This window comes from Marinobacterium lacunae, from assembly GCF_000705555.1.
Taxonomy (GTDB): domain Bacteria; phylum Pseudomonadota; class Gammaproteobacteria; order Pseudomonadales; family Balneatricaceae; genus Marinobacterium_D; species Marinobacterium_D lacunae.
Window position 1 is genome coordinate 1 of the sequence record NZ_JMQN01000012.1, and the last position, 20,790, is coordinate 20,790.

General features: G+C 59.7%; 19 protein-coding genes and 1 pseudogene. 15 read left to right on the plus strand and 5 right to left on the minus strand.

Going from position 1 to position 20,790, the window contains the following annotated elements:
• The 15 genes and pseudogenes from ADIMK_RS22060 to ADIMK_RS02785 all read left to right on the plus strand — a co-directional run.
• Nucleotides 1-188 (plus strand): annotated as a pseudogene (locus tag ADIMK_RS22060) (hypothetical protein); the annotation flags it as partial.
• A gap of 127 nt (nt 189-315) precedes the next feature.
• Nucleotides 316-1,728 (plus strand): aldehyde dehydrogenase family protein, encoded by a 1,413-nt coding sequence (locus ADIMK_RS02720; protein WP_036183328.1) that lies wholly within the window; start codon nt 316-318, stop codon nt 1,726-1,728.
• 753 nt (nt 1,729-2,481) lie between these two features.
• On the plus strand, nt 2,482-2,973 hold the full coding sequence (locus tag ADIMK_RS22180; protein ID WP_231516989.1) for a helix-turn-helix transcriptional regulator: 492 nt from the start codon (nt 2,482-2,484) through the stop codon (nt 2,971-2,973).
• 132 nt (nt 2,974-3,105) lie between these two features.
• Nucleotides 3,106-3,996, plus strand: coding sequence for a transporter (locus ADIMK_RS02730; protein ID WP_036183333.1), 891 nt, complete (start codon nt 3,106-3,108; stop codon nt 3,994-3,996).
• 17 nt (nt 3,997-4,013) lie between these two features.
• Nucleotides 4,014-5,204 (plus strand): MFS transporter, encoded by a 1,191-nt coding sequence (locus ADIMK_RS02735; RefSeq protein ID WP_081849636.1) that lies wholly within the window; start codon nt 4,014-4,016, stop codon nt 5,202-5,204.
• Nucleotides 5,197-6,312, plus strand: a complete 1,116-nt coding sequence (locus ADIMK_RS02740) for a class II histone deacetylase (protein WP_036183334.1) — start codon at nt 5,197-5,199, stop codon at nt 6,310-6,312. The genes ADIMK_RS02735 and ADIMK_RS02740 overlap by 8 nt, the downstream gene beginning before the upstream one ends.
• A gap of 233 nt (nt 6,313-6,545) precedes the next feature.
• Nucleotides 6,546-7,052, plus strand: a complete 507-nt coding sequence (locus ADIMK_RS02745; RefSeq protein WP_036183337.1) for a universal stress protein — start codon at nt 6,546-6,548, stop codon at nt 7,050-7,052.
• Between the two features lie 20 nt (nt 7,053-7,072).
• Entirely contained in the window at nt 7,073-8,023 is a 951-nt protein-coding gene (locus tag ADIMK_RS02750; RefSeq protein ID WP_036183339.1) for a tripartite tricarboxylate transporter substrate binding protein, read from the plus strand.
• A 70-nt stretch (nt 8,024-8,093) separates the two neighbouring features.
• Nucleotides 8,094-8,675: a tripartite tricarboxylate transporter TctB family protein gene (locus ADIMK_RS02755; RefSeq protein WP_036183340.1), complete on the plus strand. Its 582-nt coding sequence runs from the start codon at nt 8,094-8,096 to the stop codon at nt 8,673-8,675.
• A gap of 13 nt (nt 8,676-8,688) precedes the next feature.
• Entirely contained in the window at nt 8,689-10,164 is a 1,476-nt protein-coding gene (locus tag ADIMK_RS02760; RefSeq protein WP_036183343.1) for a tripartite tricarboxylate transporter permease, read from the plus strand.
• A 140-nt stretch (nt 10,165-10,304) separates the two neighbouring features.
• Nucleotides 10,305-11,012 (plus strand): helix-turn-helix domain-containing protein, encoded by a 708-nt coding sequence (locus ADIMK_RS02765; RefSeq protein ID WP_036183345.1) that lies wholly within the window; start codon nt 10,305-10,307, stop codon nt 11,010-11,012.
• A 182-nt stretch (nt 11,013-11,194) separates the two neighbouring features.
• Nucleotides 11,195-12,556, plus strand: a complete 1,362-nt coding sequence (locus ADIMK_RS02770; protein ID WP_051692372.1) for an aminotransferase class III-fold pyridoxal phosphate-dependent enzyme — start codon at nt 11,195-11,197, stop codon at nt 12,554-12,556.
• 54 nt (nt 12,557-12,610) lie between these two features.
• Entirely contained in the window at nt 12,611-13,750 is a 1,140-nt protein-coding gene (locus ADIMK_RS02775) for an ornithine cyclodeaminase family protein (RefSeq protein WP_036183347.1), read from the plus strand.
• Between the two features lie 88 nt (nt 13,751-13,838).
• On the plus strand, nt 13,839-14,261 hold the full coding sequence (locus ADIMK_RS02780; protein ID WP_036183350.1) for a RidA family protein: 423 nt from the start codon (nt 13,839-13,841) through the stop codon (nt 14,259-14,261).
• Between the two features lie 58 nt (nt 14,262-14,319).
• Nucleotides 14,320-15,612, plus strand: coding sequence for an NAD(P)/FAD-dependent oxidoreductase (locus ADIMK_RS02785; protein ID WP_036183352.1), 1,293 nt, complete (start codon nt 14,320-14,322; stop codon nt 15,610-15,612).
• 109 nt (nt 15,613-15,721) lie between these two features.
• On the opposite strand, the gene ADIMK_RS02790 is transcribed toward ADIMK_RS02785, so the two are convergent.
• From ADIMK_RS02790 to ADIMK_RS02810, 5 genes are all read right to left on the minus strand, one after another.
• Nucleotides 15,722-16,516 (minus strand): SDR family oxidoreductase, encoded by a 795-nt coding sequence (locus tag ADIMK_RS02790; RefSeq protein WP_036183354.1) that lies wholly within the window; start codon nt 16,514-16,516, stop codon nt 15,722-15,724.
• A 60-nt stretch (nt 16,517-16,576) separates the two neighbouring features.
• A complete protein-coding gene (locus tag ADIMK_RS02795) occupies nt 16,577-17,599 on the minus strand; it encodes a phosphotransferase enzyme family protein (RefSeq protein WP_036183356.1) in 1,023 nt (340 codons plus the stop codon).
• Nucleotides 17,596-18,897, minus strand: a complete 1,302-nt coding sequence (locus ADIMK_RS02800; protein WP_036183358.1) for an aminotransferase class III-fold pyridoxal phosphate-dependent enzyme — start codon at nt 18,895-18,897, stop codon at nt 17,596-17,598. The genes ADIMK_RS02795 and ADIMK_RS02800 overlap by 4 nt, the downstream gene beginning before the upstream one ends.
• A 108-nt stretch (nt 18,898-19,005) precedes the next feature.
• A complete protein-coding gene (locus ADIMK_RS02805) occupies nt 19,006-19,281 on the minus strand; it encodes a LuxR C-terminal-related transcriptional regulator (RefSeq protein ID WP_036183360.1) in 276 nt (91 codons plus the stop codon).
• A 72-nt stretch (nt 19,282-19,353) separates the two neighbouring features.
• Nucleotides 19,354-20,778 carry an aldehyde dehydrogenase family protein gene (locus ADIMK_RS02810; protein ID WP_036183362.1) on the minus strand — a complete coding sequence of 475 codons (1,425 nt, stop codon included), beginning with the start codon at nt 20,776-20,778 and terminating at the stop codon, nt 19,354-19,356.
• Between the last annotated feature and the right edge of the window lie 12 nt (nt 20,779-20,790).

Sequence of the window (20,790 nt, forward strand, 5' to 3'; positions counted from 1 at the left end):
GCGACACCGTCGGCGGCTCCGGCAGCAACGATGCCAGCGAGATCGATATCTGGGCGGAGTGGGTGGCACACGATCACCTGATCATCAGCCCGCTGGTCGGCTTCTACACCCCGGATGACGCCACCAGCACCCAGGGCAACGATGACACCAACACCTACTTCCAGGTACTGGCGATCGTTCCGTTCTAAACCACGACCTGCCATCGCATGGCAGATTTCGTACTAAAGGCTCCAAGGTCGGGGCGGTGCATACCGCCCTCGGCCCAGTACCATGCCTTGAATAGACAACATTAAAACAAACTCTATGGAGGCAACCATGTCCACCGAACTCTCCCTGCTGATCAACGGCGACAAGGTTGCCGGGCACGGCGCTGCGTTTGACGTGATCAACCCGGCCACCGAAGCCGCCATTGCCTCAGGCCGGATGGCCTCGGTCGAACAACTGGATCAGGCCGTAGCCGCCGCGCGCCAGGCGTTCCAGAGCTGGCGTAAAACCTCCGATGCCGAGCGCACCGCGCTGCTGCACAAGGTCGCAGACCGTATCGAGGCCAATGCCGACGAACTGGCCCGCATCATCGTGCAGGAGCAGGGCAAACCGCTGTTCCTGGCGCAGATGGAGGTGGGCGGCGCTATCGCCTGGACCCGCTACAACGCCGACCTGGAGATCCCGGTCAAGCTGATCGAGGACAGCGAGCACAAGCGCATCGAAGGCCATCGCAAGCCGCTCGGTGTGGTCGCCTCCATCACACCCTGGAACTGGCCGCTGATGATCGCCATATGGCACATCATCCCCGCCCTGCGCACCGGCAACACGGTAGTGTGCAAGCCCTCCGGGCTGACCCCGCTGAATACTCTGCGTCTGGTTGAGATCATCAACGAGGTGCTACCTGCCGGCGTGGTCAACCTGGTCACCGGCGAGCGCGAGATCGGCGAGGCGATCAGCGCTCACTCCGGCATCGACAAGGTGATCTTCACCGGCTCAACCCCGACCGGACAGAACATCATGGCCAACGCATCGGGCAATCTGAAGCGCCTGACCCTGGAGCTGGGCGGCAACGATGCTGCCATCGTGCTGCCCGGCACCGATGTGGATGCCGTAGCGGAGGGGATCTTCCAGACCGCCTTCCTGAACATGGGCCAGACCTGTGCCGCGCTGAAGCGCCTCTATGTGCATGACAGCCTGTACGATGCCCTGTGCGCCAAGCTGGCCGAGATCGCCAACGCTCAGGTGGTCGGTGACGGGCTGGCCGAGGGCACCAGCTTCGGCCCGGTACAGAACGCCAACCAGTTCCAGCGCGTCAAAGAGCTGGTCGAGGATGCCAAAGCCCGGGGCGGGCGTATCCTCAGCGGCGGTGCACCGGTCGACGGCAAGGGCTACTTCTACCCGCCGACCATCGTCGCCGATGTCAGTAACGGCGTGCGCCTGGTCGACGAGGAGCAGTTCGGTCCGGCCCTGCCGGTGATCCGCTATAGCGATATCGACGAGGCGATCCGCCTAGCCAACGACTGCCCCTTCGGGCTAGGCGGTTCAGTGTGGGGACCGGACCTCGCACAAGCAAACAGCATCGCTCGGCAGTTGGAGTGCGGCACCGTGTGGATCAACGGCCATGCCGAGGTCCTTCCCCACGCCCCGTTCGGCGGCTGCAAGCTATCCGGTGTCGGCGTCGAGTTCGGCGTCGAAGGGTTGCTGGAGTACACCCAGCTGCAGATCGTCAACTGCAACCGGTAACGCACAACAGAGCACCACAGTAAAACCGCAACACCCCTTCAACATTCAGTTACCACCATGGCTCTCTGTCACACAGAGGACTCTCTTAGCCCCCTACCCTGGGGGCTTCTTTTTGCTCGGTAGTCAATCGATCAGCCGCCCTGCAGTACCCTGCATCTGCAGGATATTCGCACCCGCTACGCCATACTATGATCAACTGAAGATCGAGAAGAAGCCGTGGAACACTATAAAAAGAGGACACTCCACATGCAGTACTCGGCTCCCGAACAACAGAGTGAAAGCCAGGTGCTGAGCCAGTTCAGCCAGGCGCTGCTAGAGATCTACCGCTTGGCCAGAGAGGAGCCGATTGAACGCTTTCTACAGACGATGCTGGAGTGCGTGCAATCGATCATTCCATTTCGCTTCGCCTGGTGGGGTCGAGGCACCCCCTCCCTCGATACGCCCGAGCATATGCGTAGCTATTACCTATTTAATCTACCGTCAGAATATTTTGATGACTGGAAAAGCATACGTACGGAGGACAATACAACTGAAATGGTATATAGCGATCCCGGCAGAGCGATAGTACTCGATATAAATAATAAACTCTTATCTCCCGGTTTAATTTGGCTTTTTAAACGATATTCATTTTGCCAACTAATGTGTGTTGTAAACCTTGATGATATAACAGGGCTAGGTAATCATCTCAGTCTTTACCGCACCTGCAGCGATACTCCCTTTTCACCCACGGAACAGCACCTGCTTGAGTGCATAATGCCTCATCTACTCTCAGCCGCGTCGATCAACCAGATCCGCAGCCTGCATGCACTACTCGACACTCGCGATGAAGGTCATCCGGCACTTGCCGTATGCAACCGAGAGGGTGTGCTGGTCAGTTCGGAGCCGGGGCTGACCGACCTCCTGCTGACGGAGTGGCCCGAGTGGCGGGGACCCAAACTGCCCTTTCAACCCGGGAAAGAGGGTTATCACGGCAAGCAACTGGTGGTCGATATCCATGACAAAGAGGACCTGCTCCTATTGGTCGCGCGCCAGCTCTACCCGATAGAACAGCTGTCGACCCGGGAACAGGATGTCGCCACCCGCTTCGGCCAGGGCCTGACCTATAAAGAGATCGCACGGGATATCGGCGTATCGCCCAATACCGTGCGCCATTATCTGAGATCCATTTACCGAAAACTTGGCATAAATAATAAGGCGGATATCAGTCGCTTATTGCACGACATACCTACAAATAAACCAACCTAAAATAAGAGAAAAGCCCCTCGTTAAAGTACTAACCGGTACTTTATAGACAACAAATATAAAACTTATCGGATATGAATTTATATCCGAGGGTATTTTGCACTCCAAATAAACTACCCATCAGAGGGATATTCAATGAAAAAACGCACCACACGTTTACAACGCACACTGATCGCCGGTCATCTATGCGCCTGTCTGTCGGCTGCCGGATCGGCCCAGGCCGCCGACACCAATGCGCGCGATTTCTACAGCGCGCCGGCAGGCACCCAGCTCGGTGTGCTCTACCTGCCGACCGTCTGGGCCAATGAGTTCGACTCCAATGCCGGCACATTCAAGGATGCTGAACTGGACGTCAATGCCATCGCCTACCGCCATGTCTGGTTCAGCGATATCTGCGGCACTCTCTGCACTCCCCAGTTCGTCGTGCCGGCCTCTCGTGTCGAGGCGACGCTGCCCGGCGCCAGTCAAAGCATCAGTTCCACCGGTATTGGCGATCCACAGGTCGGCGGCACTCTTTTCCTGATCAACAACCCGGAACAACGGGAGTACAGCGGCCTGTTGACGCTGCTGACCCTGCCGGTGGGCAGCTACGATAGCGACAAGGCGGATGTCTCCGCCGGTGCCAATCGCTGGGGCGCCACCTTCCTGCTCAACTACACTCGCGGCGTCAGCGCCAACTGGACCCTCGAGGGCTCGCTGGAAGCGCAGTTTTACGGCGACAACGACGATTACTACGGCATGACCCTGTCTCAAGACCCGCTGTACCGGCTGCAGGCTTTTGCCTCATACGACTTTACCCCCAGCACCTACGGCGCATTGCGTCTGTACCACGCCGTCGGCGGTGAGCTGGAGCTCGACGGTCAGAAAATCGCCAATACCCGCCAGCAATACACCGACCTGGGCTTTGAACTCGGTCACTGGCTGGATCCGCAGAACCAGCTGATGTTCACCTACGCCAAGAATGTGGAGACCGAAAACGGTTTCGACGTCAGCCAGGCGATGCTGCGCTTCGTCCACGTCTATTGATGGAATGGGAGGTTAAGATGAGTTCACAGAGCAACAGGGCAAAGCCCAGCGAAATCAGCAACGCCCCAATGACCACCGTCGCCCTGGTGGCGATCGCCGCCATCGTACCGGCACTGCTGCTGGTAGCACCGGTGGTGGCCGGGCAACTGGCCGCCGAACTGCAGATGGGACCGGCCGCCATCGGCCAGCTGTTCACTGCTGAACTGGGCGCCATGAGCCTGGCCACCCTGCCCGGCTTCTACTGGTTGTCACGCACCAACTGGCGCGTGGCCGGCAGCGTCAGCGCAGTGCTATTTATTATCGCCAACATCCTCTCAGCGCTAGTCGACAACCCCGTTCAGCTCACGCTGCTACGCATACTGAGCGGCCTGGGCGGCGGCTCGTTGATGATCATCTGCATGGCCACCGCCTCCATGCTGCCGAAACCGGATCGGGCCTACGGGCTCTGGGTTATGGGTCAGCTGGCCCTGGGTGCCATCGGCCTGTCCCTGCTGCCGAGCCTGTTCCAGCACTTCGGCTTGTCCGTGTTCTTTATCGCCCTGGCGGCCCTTATGCTGCTCAGCACCCCGCTGATAGGCTACCTGCCGACTGGCAAACAGGTCCCCGTACATCAGCCCTCGGCCAACACCGGGATGGCTCTGACGCGGCCCGCGCTACTGGGCCTGCTGGCGGTACTGCTGTTCTACGTCAGCCTGAACGGCGTCTGGACCTTTATCGGCGCCATCGCCGGCGCCGCGTCCATCGACAGCCAGACCAGCGGCAACGTGCTGGCGATCGCCTCACTGTCCGGTATCGCCGGCGCTGTCACCGCAACCCTGCTCGGCGGACGCAGCCGCTATACCCGGCCACTGCTGCTCGGCTACCTGATCATGATCGTCGGCATCCTGCTGCTGACCGGTGCTCCGGACAGCATCCGCTTCACAGTGGCGGCACTGGGCTTCAAGTACGCCTGGACCTTTGCCCTGCCATTCATCCTCGCCAGTTTGGCGTCGATCGATCGCAACGGCCATGTCATGAACCTGACCAACCTGGTGATCGGCGGCGGTCTGGCGCTCGGCCCGTTGATCGCCGGCCAGATGATCGAAGCGCTCGGCGGCTATATGGAAGTGCTGCTCGGCTCGGCACTGCTCGCCACCAGCTCCCTGCTGCTGATGCTGGTGATCCAGCCCAAGCGCCTGCCTAACACCGGAGTCGCCCAAAATGCGTAATACTGCCCTGTTTTTCGACGAATACTGCTTCTGGCACACCACCGGCAGCCATGTGGACATTCTGCCCACCGGGGGCTGGGTACAGCCCCCTTCCGCCGCCGGACATGCCGAGTCACCCGAAACCAAGCGCCGGCTGAAAAATCTGCTCGACGTCTCGGGGCTTAGCCGCCAACTGACCCTGAGGGGCGCCGAGCCCGCCAGTTGGGAAGACCTGAGCCGGGTACATCCGGTGGAGTATCTGCAGCGCTTCAAGCAGCTCAGCGACAACGGCGGCGGTCCATTCGGCGACAATGCCCCGGTCGGCCCGCAGAGTTTCGAGATCGCCTGCCAGTCAGCGGGACTTGTTTGTGCTGCGGTCGAGGCGGTCATGCAGGGAGAGGTGACGAACGCCTACGCCCTGTCCCGTCCGCCGGGTCACCACTGCCTGCCCGATCAGGCGATGGGGTTCTGCTTCCTGGCCAATATTCCGATCGCCATTGAGCGGGCCAAGACCCGCTACAATTTGCAGCGGGTCGCGGTAATCGACTGGGATGTACACCACGGCAACGGTACCCAGGCGATCTACTACAACCGCCCGGATGTGCTGACCATCTCGCTGCACCAGGAGGGCTGTTTCCCGCCGGGTTACTCCGGAGCGGACGATCGCGGTGCCGGTGATGGCGAGGGTTATAACCTGAATATTCCGTTGCTGCCCGGCGGTGGTCACGATGCCTATCTCTACGCCTTCGAGCAGCTGGTGATTCCAGCGCTGGAGCGGTACCAGCCGGAGTTGATCATCGTCGCCTGCGGCTATGACGCCAATGCCATCGATCCGCTGGCGCGAATGCTGGCCCACAGCGGCACCTTCCGCGCGATGACCGAGCGGGTCCAGCAAGCCGCGCAAAAGCTGTGCGCCGGTCGCCTGGTTCTAGCCCATGAGGGCGGCTACTCCGAGGGTTACGTGCCGTTCTGCGGCCTGGCCAGCATCGAGGCGCTGTCCGGTATACGCACCGAGGTCGCAGATCCGCTGCAGGCGTTTATCGCCCAGCAACAACCCCCGCAGGTGGTCCGCGAACTTCAGCGCCGTTTGCTGGATGAACTCGCCAACCGCCTCTCGTTCTCGGCTTAAGATCCTACAACCACGGCAGCGCACCTTACGGGGGCCGCGCTGCCCACCATCCTGTTGCTTGAGTTTCACCTCAACTCTCTGGTTCCTCAGAGATACTTCTTGCCCCCGACCTGGGGGCTCTTTTTCCCTAATCTTCTGCGGCTAATCAACCCTATGGTTGATATTCATGCAAACACGTATGCACTGTAATGAGGTTGTGTTCAGACAGTAAGGTCTTCGCGAGGAGAGGAGCGATGCTACCCAAGATCAAAACGATCCTTTACGCCTCGGATATCAGCCCTGGTAGCCGTCCCGCTTTCCGCATGGCGGTAGAGCAGGCGCTCAAGCATGACGCCCAAATCGTTTTCATCCACGCACTGGAACCGTTCAACGGCGCCGCCGCCGAGATGATCGATGACTACCTGCCCCGCAAAGTCAGCGCCGCGCATACCAACGCCTGGCTGAACAGTTACAAGGAACGCATAACCGAAAGAATCCAGAGCTTTCTGGATGAAGAGTTGCCGGAAGGTACCCAATTGCCCTACCCGACTCTAATAAAAGTACTCGTCGGACCGCCGGCAAAGGTGATCGTGCGTAGCGCGGACAAGCTGGCAGCCGACCTGATCGTGATGGGTGAACGAAGCGCCTCTACAGCGTCCAGGATATTCCTGGGTTCCACCGCTCAGAAAGTGCTTCATCACACCCAGATACCGGTACTGATCGTGCCCCTCAATAGCTCGAAAAACTCTAAAAAAGACTAACATAAACACGTGAGGTGACCATGAAAAAACAGTTCAAGACACTACTTGCCGCCGCTGCCGTGGTAGCCGCGCCACTTTTGATCTCGCCGGCCGCGAGCGCAGCCGACTATCCATCCCGCCCGGTCAAGTTTGTCGTACCCTGGCCACCGGGCGACCTGGAGGATCTGCTGACCCGCCTGATCGCCGAAGAGATGACCAACGAAACCGGCAAGCCAGCCACCGTGGTCAACAAACCAGGCGGCGGCGGTATTATCGGTGCCGCCGACGTTGCCAACACGCCGCCCAACGGCCTGACCATCGGCTCCTTTGTGGTCGACATCGTCAGCACTTATGTGGCAGCCGGTAACGCCCCCTACGATAAGGACACCTTCGAACCGGTCGGCATCTTCCTCGATTACCCGTTCGTAATCGCCACCAAAAGCGACGCACCGTACAACAACCTGAAAGAGCTGGCCGAATACTCCAAGACCCACGATGTATCCCTGGGTCACTTCGGCTACCAGGCCCTACCGACTGCACTCACCTTCAAGGCCGCCATGCAGGAAGGGATCAAGTTCAAATCCGACGCTCCGTTCGACAGCATCGACTGTTCGACACTGGCGACCGGCGATGCGGATATCATCAACACCACGACCCAAACCATTCTCGCCTGCCTGAAATCCGGTGAAGTGAAGGTGATCGCGTCGATCACCAACGAGCGCATCGGCCTTGCACCGGACGTACCGACCCTGGCCGAGCAGACTGGTATCAAACAGACCCTCTGGAACGGCCTGTTCGTCAAGAAAGGCACCCCCGCCGAGATCAAGGCGCGCATAGCCGAAGTGGCGAAAGCGGCACTTGAGGGCCCCCGTGCTGCGGAGATTGCCAAAACCACCGGTGCCGGTATTTACTGGACCGACGGCGCAGCCGCAGAACAGCGTGTCGCGGATGATTTCGAAGCTTCCAAAGAGCTTCTGAAATTCATGAAATGATCCACCTGTTGTAACCAGCGAGCAGAGGAATCCAACCTGAGTTCCTCTGCTCCGTAGCGATCTCGAGCCCATGAACAACGACACTTTAAAACAGCTAGAGGCACCTGACAGCGACGGAGCCCTGGAGGATCGCTCCTATGGGATCTACTGGTTTCTGCTGCTGGTATCCCTCGTACTCTTGTGCCTGATTCCCGATCAGGCTGCCTGGGTCGACACCAAGCGCGGCTGGTATACCCAACCGATGATCGGCTCGACACTTGGTCTGGTCGTCATGGCGATGTTCTCACTGATCCGCGTCGTCCAGTCATTAAAGGATTTCCGCAACTCGCCCATCGGGCGGGGCGACAACACCGTGGAGATGGTGTTCGACGGCCTCGACAGTTTCCGTACCGCACTGGTCTCCTCGCTGCTGTTTTTTCTCTACGTCCAGTCGCTGGAACTGCTCGGCTTCATGCTGTCGACAGCGATCTTCACCACGGTACTGCTCTGGCTTTCGCGCCTGCTCAACCGCACTTGGCTGATCGCCAACCTGCTGACCGTAGCCGCGTTGATCCTGATCTTCCGGGTCGGCCTGCATATCTGGCTGCCGGATGCCTGGCTCTACTCCCTGCTGCCGGACAATCTGTCTGATTTGGCCAATCAGTACCTATAGGAGAGGCCCCACGATGGATACACTACTCTTAGGTCTTAATGAAATCGGTCATCTCAATGTGTTGATGGCCATCGTGATCGGCGCTCTGATCGGCGTGACCATCGGCTCCATTCCCGGGCTTGAACCCGCCGGCGTCATGGCGATCCTGTTACCGCTGAGTTTCTCCATGGATCCGCTGGCTGGCGTATCCCTGCTGCTCGGCGTCTACGGCGGCGCCTGGTACGGCGGGGCGATACCGGCCATTCTGATGAACACGCCGGGCACGCCGGTAGCGGTCCTGACCACCTACGATGGCTATCCGATGGCCAAACGCGGTGAGGGCAAGCGTGCGCTGTCGATCGCCTACACCTCATCGTTTGTCGGCGGCATCATCAGTGTCTGCTCATTGGTTCTGCTCGCACCGACACTGTCCCAGGTTGCACGGATGTTCGGCTCCGCCGAATTCGCCATGCTCGCGGCACTGGGGATGATCTTCGTCGTACTCGCCCACCGCAACCATGTAGTAGAAGCAGCGATGATGCTCGGCTTCGGAATTTTCCTCGGCACCGTCGGCCTGGACCGCTCCTATAGCGTGCAGGTATTCACCTTCGATCACAGCTGGCTGCTCGGCGGTATCCCGCTGGTGCCTGCGGTGATCGGCCTGTTTGCCATGTCCCAGGCCTTCGTGCTGCTATCACAGCGCGGCAACGACGCGCAGAAAACCACGCTGGAAGGCAGCGGCATGTTCGGCGGATTCATCGAACTGGTTCGTCACAAGATGACCGTGATCCGCTCCGCTGTGCTGGGCGTGGTGATGGGGCTGTTACCGGGCGTCGGCGAGTTCGGCTCGCAGTTCTTCTCCTACACCCTGGCACAGAAGTTCTCCAAGACACCTGAGCAGTTCGGCAACGGCGCTCCAGAGGGGATCATCGCCTCGGAAACCTCCAACAACGCCGTCACCGCGTCGGTGATGGTGCCGCTCCTGGCGTTCGGTATACCCACCGACGCGCTGATGGCGATGCTGCTGGCAGTGTTCATGGTGCATAACTATATTCCGGGACCGACACTGTTCGTGGAACGACCCGAGTTCATCTCAGGCCTCTACCTCTCGCTGTTCCTGATGAATATCGTGGTGTTCCTCTACCTGACCTTCGCCACCCGCTGGATCGTGAATCTGACCCGGATCCGCGGTCGCTTCATCGGCGCCTTTATCCTGGTGCTGGGCTTTATCGGCAGCTACAGCCAGAACTACCGCTTCTCCGATGCGATGATTGCGCTGGGCTTCGCGATATTCGGTTACATGCTGCGACGAGCCAACATTCCGGCAGTGCCGATTATCCTAGGCCTGGTGCTGGGACCGGTATTCCTGACCCGTTTCCGTCAGGCGATGGGCGTGGCGGAGGGCGACCTGAGCATATTCGTGACCCGTCCGATCAGTCTGACCCTGTTCCTGATGATCGTGGCCTCGATGGGCTTCTATATCTGGGGATTGCTGCGCAAGAAAGTCTAATACCGGCTTAATACAGGCCTGGGCAGGGACGCCCGGATCGGCCAAAGGCTAGTACGGAAGATAGAATTCATTTGACATAGAGTCTCCCCCGCGCTAAATAAGTTAATATATTAACTTTTTTACAAGCGGGTGACAGTTCTATGAACTCCAATTCACTGGCGCACTCGGTAGGGCTATATCAATTTCAGGAAGAATGTCTCGGTCTGATTACCGGCGTGCTCGATGTACCCAAGGCGATCTCCTACCTTATCGACGATAAGGGCAAACCGGTGTGCTACAAAGTGCACCAGCTGCAGCCCTCAATGCACAGGGAATACGTCACCACCTACCACAAATACGACCCTCTGCACCCAACCCTGTTCTCAGACAACAATGCCGATGTGGTCAAGATGAGCGACCTGGTATCCGGGCATGAGCGCAGCGAGCACCCCTATTTCCAGGAGTTCATCAACCCCTGGGGCGTACGCGATATCGTCGAGCTGTTCCTGCGCCTGGACAACCAGCTGGTCGCCGGTTTCGCCCTGTTCAATCTGGCCAATCAGCCGGAGATAGACGCCGACTATGTGCGCCGGGTCAACAAGCTCTATCAGTTCATGCAGTTCTCGCTGGAGCAGAGCATCGAGTCGCCGAGAAATACCCAGTTCGACGCTTTCTGCAGCCAGCATGGCCTGACCAACAAGGAGCGTCTGGTGGTCGAGCTGGTGACCCAAGGACTGCCCAACAAATCGATCGCCAACAGCCTGGATTGCAGCCTGGCCACGGTCAAGACCCACCTGCAGCATATCTTCCAGAAGCTATCGATAAACAGTAAGAACGAACTGATCTCCACGCTGTACCAGAAGCACTAGTCTCCTACTCCACCCGCTATCCGCACCAGGGCGCTATCAACCTTCTGGTTGATAGTCGCCCAATCTCGCATCGATATACTCGATTTTATTAGCCGCGTTCCACTTCGGTGGTTCTTCGTCACCGCGCCGAGTCCTGCTGCCCGGTACGGTCACTGCGCGACCTACAGCAATCGGAGTAGATCATGCAATCGACACCCAAAAACAAGAAAACCGGAACACAAAGCTTCTGGAATCCGATGGCCCATCCTGGCGACCCGGCATCGCGCAACTTTATTCAGATCGTCAAGGGCGATGGCAACTACGTCCAGACCGCGGCCGGCGACTGGCTGGTCGACGGTGTGGGCGGACTGTGGAACGTCAATGTCGGCCATAACCGCCAGGAGGTTAAAGACGCCATCAACGCCCAGCTGGATGAGCTGGAGTATTTCCAGATCTTCGACGGTTGCTCCCACCCCCGCGTCCACGAACTGGCCGACAAGCTGATCGAGATGACCCAACCGGAGGGGATGACCAAGGCGATGTTCAGCTCCGGCGGCTCCGATGCCGTCGAAACCGCGCTGAAGATTGCCCGCCAGTACTGGAAGGCGGTCGGGCAGTCCCAGCGCTACAAGTTCATCTCACTGAAACAGGGCTACCACGGCGTTCACTTCGGCGGCGCTTCAGTCAACGGCAACACCGTGTTCCGTACCTCCTACGAACCGATGCTGCCGGGCTGCATCCATATCGACACCCCCTGGCTCTATCGCAACCCGTGGAACTGCGAGGATCCGGAACAGCTCGGCCAGCTCTGCGCCGCTCAGCTGGAAGCGGAGATCATCTTCCAGGGCCCCGAAACCGTGGCCGCGTTCATCGCCGAGCCGGTACAGGGTGCCGGTGGCGTTATCGTCCCCCCGGCCAACTACTGGCCGCTGGTGCGCCAGGTGTGCGACAAGTACGGCGTACTGCTGATCGCCGACGAGGTGGTCACCGGCTTCGGTCGTTCCGGCAATATGTTCGGCGTGCGCGGTTGGGGCGTAAAAGCGGATATCCAGTGTTTCGCCAAGGGGATCAACTCCGGTTATATCCCGCTCGGTGCCACCCTGGTCAACGAGCGCATCTCCAGCGCCATCGAGGGCTGCCAATCCTTCACCGGCGCGGTAATGCACGGCTACACCTACTCCGGCCACCCCGTGGCCTGCGCCGCCGCGCTGGCGTCGCTGAAGATCGTCGAGCAGGAGAACCTGCCGCAGAACGCCGCCGTTCAGGGTGAGCTGCTCAAGACCAAACTGGAGCAAGCGCTGCTCGACTTCCCCGCCGTCGGTGAGATCCGCGGCAAGGGACTGATGATCGCAATCGATCTGGTCACCAACAAGGAGACCCGTGAGCCGATCGATCCGACCAACGGCTACGCCAACCGCGTCGCCGCCGTGGCCATGCGCGAAGGCGCCATTGTGCGTCCGGTCGGCACCAAGATCATCCTCTCGCCAACCCTGACTCTGACCGAAACCGAGGTCGACAAGCTGACCTCGGCGCTGAAGATCGCATTCCAGGAAGTGAAGGCCTGATCCAACGCTCGATACTAAGCCTCGATTCGGCAATCCACTTTTATAGGTGAAGCTATGTCTGACAATACCAAGATCGATTTTATCTACCTGTCCGAGCCGGACATGATCAAAGCGGGCGTGACCGATATGCCCGCCTGCGTCGATACCATGGAGGAGATGTTCGCGCTGCTGCACAAGGGCGACTACCGCATGGCTGGTCCCAACAGCGATTCCCACGGTGCCATGATCACCTTCCCGGAAAGCTCGCCCTTCCCGACCATGCCCAAGCCGACCGCGGACCGTCGCCTGATGGCGATGCCGGCATACCTCGGCGGTGACTTCCAGACCTGCGGCGTGAAGTGGTACGGCTCCAACATCGCCAACCGCGAAAAGGGGCTGCCACGCTCGATCCTGATGATGATCCTCAGCGACATCGATACCGGCGCGCCGCTGGCCTACATGTCGGCCAACCTGCTCTCCGCCTACCGCACCGGCGCGATTCCCGGTGTCGGCGCCCGTCATCTGGCGCGCAAGGATTCGAAAGTGATCGGCCTGCTTGGCCCGGGTGTAATGGGCAAGACCACCGTCGCCTCGTTCATCGCCGCCTGTCCGCAGATCGACACCATCAAGGTAAAAGGTCGCGGCCAGAAGAGCCTCGACAACTTCATTGCCTGGATCAAGGAGACTTATCCGCAGATCACCACCCTGCAGGTGGTCGAGAGCATCGAAGAGCTGGTACGCGACTCCGACCTGATCTCCTACTGCAACTCTGGCGAAGTGGGCGACCCGAACACCTACCCGATGGTCAAGCGCGAATGGCTGAAGCCCGGCGCCTACCTGGCGATGCCGGCCAGCTGCAGCCTGGATGACGGCATGAGCGGCCCGGACGTGCGCAAGGTGATGGACAGCATCGGTCTGTACGAAGCCTGGTACGAAGAGGTGCCCAAGCCCAGCCACCACGTAATTCCGCTGGTGGGCATGCGCTTCATGGACATGATCGCCGAGGACCAGATGGATAAGTCGGAGCTGGAAGACCTGGGTGCGATCATCTGTGGCGACACCCCGGCGCGCCGGAACGACGAGGAGATCATCATCATGTCGGTGGGCGGCATGCCGGTGGAGGACGTGGCCTGGGCCACCAAGATCTACCGTAACGCCATCGAAAAAGGTATCGGCGTCAAGCTGAACCTTTGGGATACCCCGGCACTGCGCTGATCTCCCTTCAACGGCCCATTCAGGCACGGCGCTGTTCGCCGTGCCGTTTTCGTTACCCGTTTTCGTTACTTATTGTCGAGAAGATCCAATGACCAAAATCGTAAAAGTCAAAACCGGCTCCAAGTTTGAAGAGATCGCCAGCTACTCACGCCTGGTGATGGTGGATAACCTGATCCACGTCTCCAACACCGCCGGTCGCAACCCGGATACCCAAGAGATTCCGGAAGATGTAATCGAACAGACCGAGCAGGTGTTCAACAATATCGAGCGAGCGCTGGCGGCGGTCGATGCCTCCCTGGCCGACGTCATCATGTCCCGCGTGTTTATCCAGAACCCGGACGACACCCCGGCGGTGATGGAGTTCATCGGTACCAAGTTCCGCGGCATCAACCCGGCCACCACCGTGACCTGCCCGCCGCTGGGCTCCACCGTGTACAAGGTTGAGCTGGAGGTCACGGCTTACCGTGGCGCGTCACAAGCCGAGGTGGAAGAGATCCGCATCGCGCAATAAATCACCGTGGGGTCGGCAGATTCGTCGCTGGCTCTGCCGCTGCTGCAGGACAACCACTATGACCAAAACACTGGAACCCGTCGTTACAGCTGACGATCTTCCCACCGCCGCCGACGTCGTCATCATCGGTGGCGGTATTGTCGGCGTAACCGCCGCCCTGGCCCTGGCAGAGCGCAATATCTCGGTGCTGTTGCTCGAAAAAGGCCATATCGCCGGAGAACAATCCTCCCGCAACCTGGGCTGGATCCGTAAAACCAGCCGCCATGCCCATGACGTGCCGCTGGCCCAGGCCGCCGACCGCCTGTGGGCGGCGATGCCCGAGCGCATCGGCCGCTCGGTCGGTTACCGTCAGGCGGGTATCATGTTCGTCGCCCGCACCGAAGCGCAGATGGCGTTCTACGAAGACTGGTACAAGTCTGTCGAGACATTGAATCTGGATTCCAAACTGCTGACACCCGGCGATATTGACCGGCTGGTACCTGGCGGCAAGGGCAACTGGGTCGGCGGCATCCATACCCCCTCCGACGGCTATGCCGAACCTTCGGTCACCACTAGCGCCATTGCCAACGCGGCGATGAAGCGCGGCGCGACACTGGTGCAAAACTGCGCGGTGCGCACACTGTCCATGTCGGCAGGCAGGGTATCAGGCGTGGTCACGGAAAAGGGTGAGGTACGCTGTTCGCAGGTGTTGCTGGCCGGTGGTGCCTGGTCACGTCGTTTCCTCGGCAACCTGGGCGTGTCGCTGCCGACCCTGCCGCTGATCTGCTCGGTGCTGAGAACTCAGCCGATGGAGGGTCCGACCGACACCGCACTGGGTGCACCGGACTTTTCCTTCCGCAAGCATCAGGACGGCGGCTTTATCATCACCCAGCGCGGTAAGCTCGACGCCCCGGTCACGCTGGATCACCTGCTGATCGGCCACCGCTATCTGGACCAGCTGCGCACGCAGCGCAGCTTCCTGAAGATCGGTTTCGGGCGAGCCTTTTTCAAGGATCTGGCGCTGCCACGTCGCTGGAAGGCCGACAGCGAATCACCGTTCGAGAAAGTGCGTACCAACGATCCGGCCCCCAACGCCGGTCTAAATCAGGATGCGCTGAATAACCTTAAGGCGGCTTGGCCTGCATTTGAGGCAGCCAAGGTTGAGGAAGCCTGGGCCGGCCTGCTCGATGTAACGCCGGATTCCAACCCGGTGATCGACCACATTGAATCGATTCCTGGTCTGACCATCGCCACCGGCTTCTCCGGCCACGGTTTCGGTACCGGTCCGGCCGCCGGCCAGTTGGCCGCTGACCTGGTAGCCGGCGTTGAACCGATCATTGATCCCGCGCCCTACAGGTTCAGCAGATTCTGATCCAGGGGATATGATCCTGAAGATGAAGGCACCCGCGATGCTATGATCCGGGGGCCTTCATTGCCCACACCGTCCTGCGCCCAACAACGCAGGATCGTCCCCCTGCGCTTTATCGCGCGTTATAGAACGCATCCAGCAGCACCGGACTCTCAGGCAGCGTCGAACCGCCATCGACCACCAGTGTCTGTCCGGTCACATAGGATGCTTGCTCCGACGCCAGATAGAGCATGGCATAGGCGATATCGGTCGCTTGCCCCAACTTGCCCGCCGGTATCTGGCCGGCCATCATCGCTTGGCCTTCATCATCGGTCAGCGCGGTCATCGCCGGGGTCAGGATATAACCAGGTTCTACGCCGTTGACGGTGATGTTGTCACGGGCGAACTCAATCGCGGCGGTGCGGATAAAACCGTTCAACCCACTTTTCGAGGCAGCGTAGTGCGCCGTCTCCGGCATCGCCACCCGGGGGCCGGTGACCGAGGATGTGAAGATGATGCGGCCACAGGGCGACTGGCGCAGATAGGGCAGCGCGTCCTTGGCGAGCCAGAACGCCGCTTTCAGGTTGACGTTAAGCGTAGTGTCGAGCTCCTCGTCGGCAAGATCCTCGATGGCGCGCATCGGATAAACCGCCGCATTGTGGATCAGGATATCCAGGCGGCCAAACCGCTCGATGCAGTGCTCGATAAGGCGCGTAACACTAGCACGCTGACCTATATCGCATTGATGCAGACAGGCACTGCCACCGGACTCCGATATACGCTTTACGGTATCTTCACCGGAAGATGCCGTGCGTGTGGCGACGATGACATGAGCCCCGTTGTCAGCAAAAACCTGGGCAATGCCGGCTCCGATCCCCTGGCCGGAACCGGTCACGATGGCCACGCGGCCAGTCAAATTCACATTCATACATTACTCCGTTCGATTCACAAAAAAGCCGCCAATGGCGGCTCATTCAGCGAGAGGCGGTTAGCCAAGCGACAGGAAATGCTCGGCCTGCTTGCAGGCCCGGCGGATCAGATCCGGTGCCAGCTCACGGGCGGTTTCGGTCTCCTGTCGGCTGCGGATCCAGCCCAGGTAGGTACAGGCTCTGGCGGCCAGGAACAGCTCCAGATCCTCCAGCTCCTGATCCGACAACGCCCGCTCACGGCGGTAACCGTCGATCAGCGCCTGTTTCGCCACCGGATAGCCGGGCTCCTCCTGGATGAAGTAGAGTGCCGTGGCCAGCTCGAACAGGTGCCAGCCGAAGCCGGCGTCGTCGAAATCGATCAGCCGCACAGTGTCGCCCTCGACCATCAGGTTCTCCGGCACGAAGTCAGCATGGATCAACCCATAACGCTGGGGTGAACGATCGTAGCCCTCCAGTTTCTCGGCGATACGCTCGCGAACGCTTTCCATCAGCCGTTTCTGCTCCTCGGTCAACAGTTCGAGCTCCCAGAAACGCCCCCAGAAGGGTTCTTCACCCACCAAGCCCTCGCGATCCCAGGCATGACGCTCGAACCCTTCCGGCGGCATCCAATCGCTTGAGCCGTTGTGCAGCCGGGCAGCCATCGCCCCGAGGGTGGAATAGAGATGCTCGATCCGCTCGGCGTTGTCGCCCAGCCCCTGCTCCACCGAGCCAAACGGCTTGCCATCGATCCACGCGAACAGATCGATATCCCTCTCTTCGGGCACGGCCAGATGCGACTCACTGACCAGAAGACGCCCGTCGACCGTCGGGATAACTTCCGGCACCGCGATCCCCTTTTCCGCCAGCGCCGACATCCACTGCAGTTCGGAGCGCAATGCCGCGCCACTGTGGTAACCCGGTCGATGGATACGCAGTGCGTAGCGCCGCCCATCGGCGGTATCGACCCGGTATACGGCGTTTTCGCGGTACTTCACCAACTGCAGCTCACTGCCCTGCAACGACCAGTGGCGCAGCGCCTGGGCCGCCATCTGCAACAGGCACTGACTCTGCTGTTCGGGGTTCAATTGATAGAACGCGCTCATACCCCGCTCTCCACCTCAGTCAGCACCTCGTCCAACGTCTCCAGCAAGATATCCCCATGCTCTGGCAGGAATGGCATCGGAGGACGGAGCTTAAGAATGGAGTTATGCACACCGATGGTGCTGATCAGCACACCCTTGTCGCGCATACGATTGATAACCTGGCGAGCCTCCAGCTTCGCCGGCTCCTTGCCGGTCCGGCTCTGTACCAGCTCAACGCCGAAGAACATCCCCAGGTCACGCACCTCACCGATCAGCTCGTGCTTGTGTTGCAGCTTGCGCAGGCCGTCAGTCACGTAAGCTCCAGTGGTCACCGCGTTCTGCATCAGGTTGTCCTCTTGCAGCGCGTCGAGCACCGCCATGCCAACGGCGCAGGAAACGGGGTTACCGCCGAAGGTATTGAAGTACATCGCCTCCTTGCTGAACGCTTCGATCATATCCGGGCGTGCAACTACACCAGCCAGCGGATGACCATTGCCCATCGGCTTGCCCATCGTCACGATATCGGGCGTCACGTCATACCACTGGTGGGCCCAGAAGTGCTTACCGGAGCGACCGAATCCCACTTGCACCTCGTCAGCGATGTACACACCACCGGCCTTGCGCACCTTCGCTACCGCCTGTTCCAGAAAGCCGGCCGGTACATTGAGCAAGCCCTCATTGGCGAAGTCCGGGCAGACCAGGATCCCAGCGACCTTCATACCTTGGGCGTGGAATTCATCGATCGCCTGCTGTACGCGGTCGGCATAGGCCTGCGCCAACGCCTCGCCGGTCAGGCCGTCGATGCCGCGGTAGGAATCAGGGATCGGGAACGCCTTGACCCGCTTGGTGGTTCTCGACTCCGGCATAAAGCCGGTACCGATCTCGGCCACGGCTTCGGTGTTGCCGTGATAGGCGAAGTCGGTGACGATGATCCCCTGCCCGCCGGTGCAGTAGCGCGCCATGCGCAACGCCAGCTCGTTGGACTCGCTGCCGGTACAGGTCAGCATCGCCATCTGCAGGCTGTCGTCGAACGTGGCGGTGAGCCGCTCCAGGTAATCGACGATATTGTTGTGCAGGTAGCGGGTGTGGATATTCAGTGTCGATGCCTGGCGGCTCAGCGCCTCGACCACGCGGGGGTTGCAGTGACCGACGTGGGGCACATTGTTGTAGACATCCAGGTAACGCTTGCCCTCGTTGTCCCAGAGCCAGACGCCCTCGCCGCGCACCAGTTGCAGCGGTTTCTCGTAAAACAGCGGGGTGTGATGCCCCATGACACGGTATCTTCTGGACAGAAGATCCTGAGCCTGATTATCGGCCATAGCGATACTCGCCTCCTCAGCTAAAAGTAATCGACTGATTCAGCGTTCAGTATTGGGATTCAGGGCAAGATGCGGGATCCACCGGAAGGTGGACTTGGGGAAATAGCCTTAGCCGTTCAGGTCCAGCAGCACCTTGGCGACCAGCTCGCTGCGTTTTTTCACCTCCGTTTTTCGAAAGATCCGTATCAGATGGGTTTTCACCGTCGCCTCTCCCAAGGCGAGATCCGTCGCAATCGCCTTGTTGCTGCTGCCGCGCAGCACCGCGTGTGGCCAAACGCTGGCGCCGGCGCTCAGGCTGACCTGGCCGATCAAGGTGGCTTGCTCGTGTACGTAGGCGTCAGCGTCTACCTCGGGGCGCAGTCCGTCGTATTCATATGTAGCCATGCTTAAACTTTTTCTCGTCGATTAAGTGTCCGTAACAGAGCCTGACTGCAACGCGGACAGGCCCTGTTACGATTACTGGCGGTGGATCTTAACTGTCTGGATCGAGGTACATTCTTCAAGGCCGTAACGGCCAAATTCAACGCCAAAACCAGACTCTTTCACACCACCGAAGGGGGCATCCGGTTGCACACCACCGTGCCCATTGATCCAGACAGTACCACACTCCAGCTGCCGTCCAACCTGCTCGGCTTCTGCTGTATTTTCACCCCAAACGGAGCCTCCCAGCCCATTAGGGCTATCATTTGCGAGCTCGATCGCTTCGTCGATCAACGTGTAGCGGATAATCGGCAGCACCGGACCGAACTGTTCCTGGTCGACCAGTTCACAGCCGTTGCGCAGTCCGGCCACCAGCGTCGGGGAGTAAAAATATCCCGCACCTTCAACGCGTTTTCCGCCGCACAGAATCTGGCCACCTTCACGTACCGCGGCGGCAACCAGGTTTTCAACGATGCTGCGTTGGGCTTCATTCTGAATTGGGCCGAGTTCCACATCCGCATCCAGTCCATTGCCAACCTTTATCCCTTCCGCAATGGCCACCAACCGCTGACAAAGGGCTTCATATTGGCTCTCATGTACGTAAAGCCGTTTCAGGCAGGCGCAGGTCTGGCCGTTGTTGTGGAAAGCTGCCGCGAAAATATCGCCGGCAACGCGATCCAGGTCGGTTCCCGGCAACACGATGGCAGCGTCGTTCCCCCCCAGTTCCAGCACCAGGCGCTTCAGACTGTTGGACGCCGACGCCATGATGCGTTTGCCGGTGGCGGTGGAGCCGGTGAATACAACTTTGCTGACCGCAGGTGCCGAGATCAGGCGCTGGCCGATATTGCCCTCGCCCATCACGATGTTGAGCACACCCGGTGGCAGGATTCCGTTGGCCAGCTCAATGAAGCGGGCTGTGGCCAGCGGTGTCAGCTCGGATGGCTTGATCACGACTGTATTACCTGCCCGAATGGCGGCAATCAGATGCCAGATGGCGATTAGTAGCGGCCAGTTCCAGGGTGTGACCGAGGCCACAACGCCCAGCGGCTTGCGCGTTACGGTTACCAGTGCTGTTGCGTCATCCTGGATGATCTCGTCGGGCAAGTCGATATCGGCGGTGACATGAGACCAGGCCGAGGCTCCCATCACTTCCATGGTGGCACCGACACCGCCAAGTCCGCCTATGGGCTTGCCAGTTTCGCGTACGACAAGCTCGATCAGCTCGTCTTTGTGTTGTTCGATCAGCGCTCCCAGCTGGTGGATCAGCGCCTTGCGTTCCGCATCCGGTCGCTTTGACCAGACATCGAAGGCCATTTTGGCGGCATGGACAGCGGTATCGACATGGTGATCGCTGGCGCGGGCACAGGTAGCAAAGGTGTCACCGGTTGCCGGGTTGACGACCGCTAGTCTGTCGTTACTGTCAATGGCGTGGCCATTGATGATCATGGGATAGTGTTTCATGTTGTTCTTCCT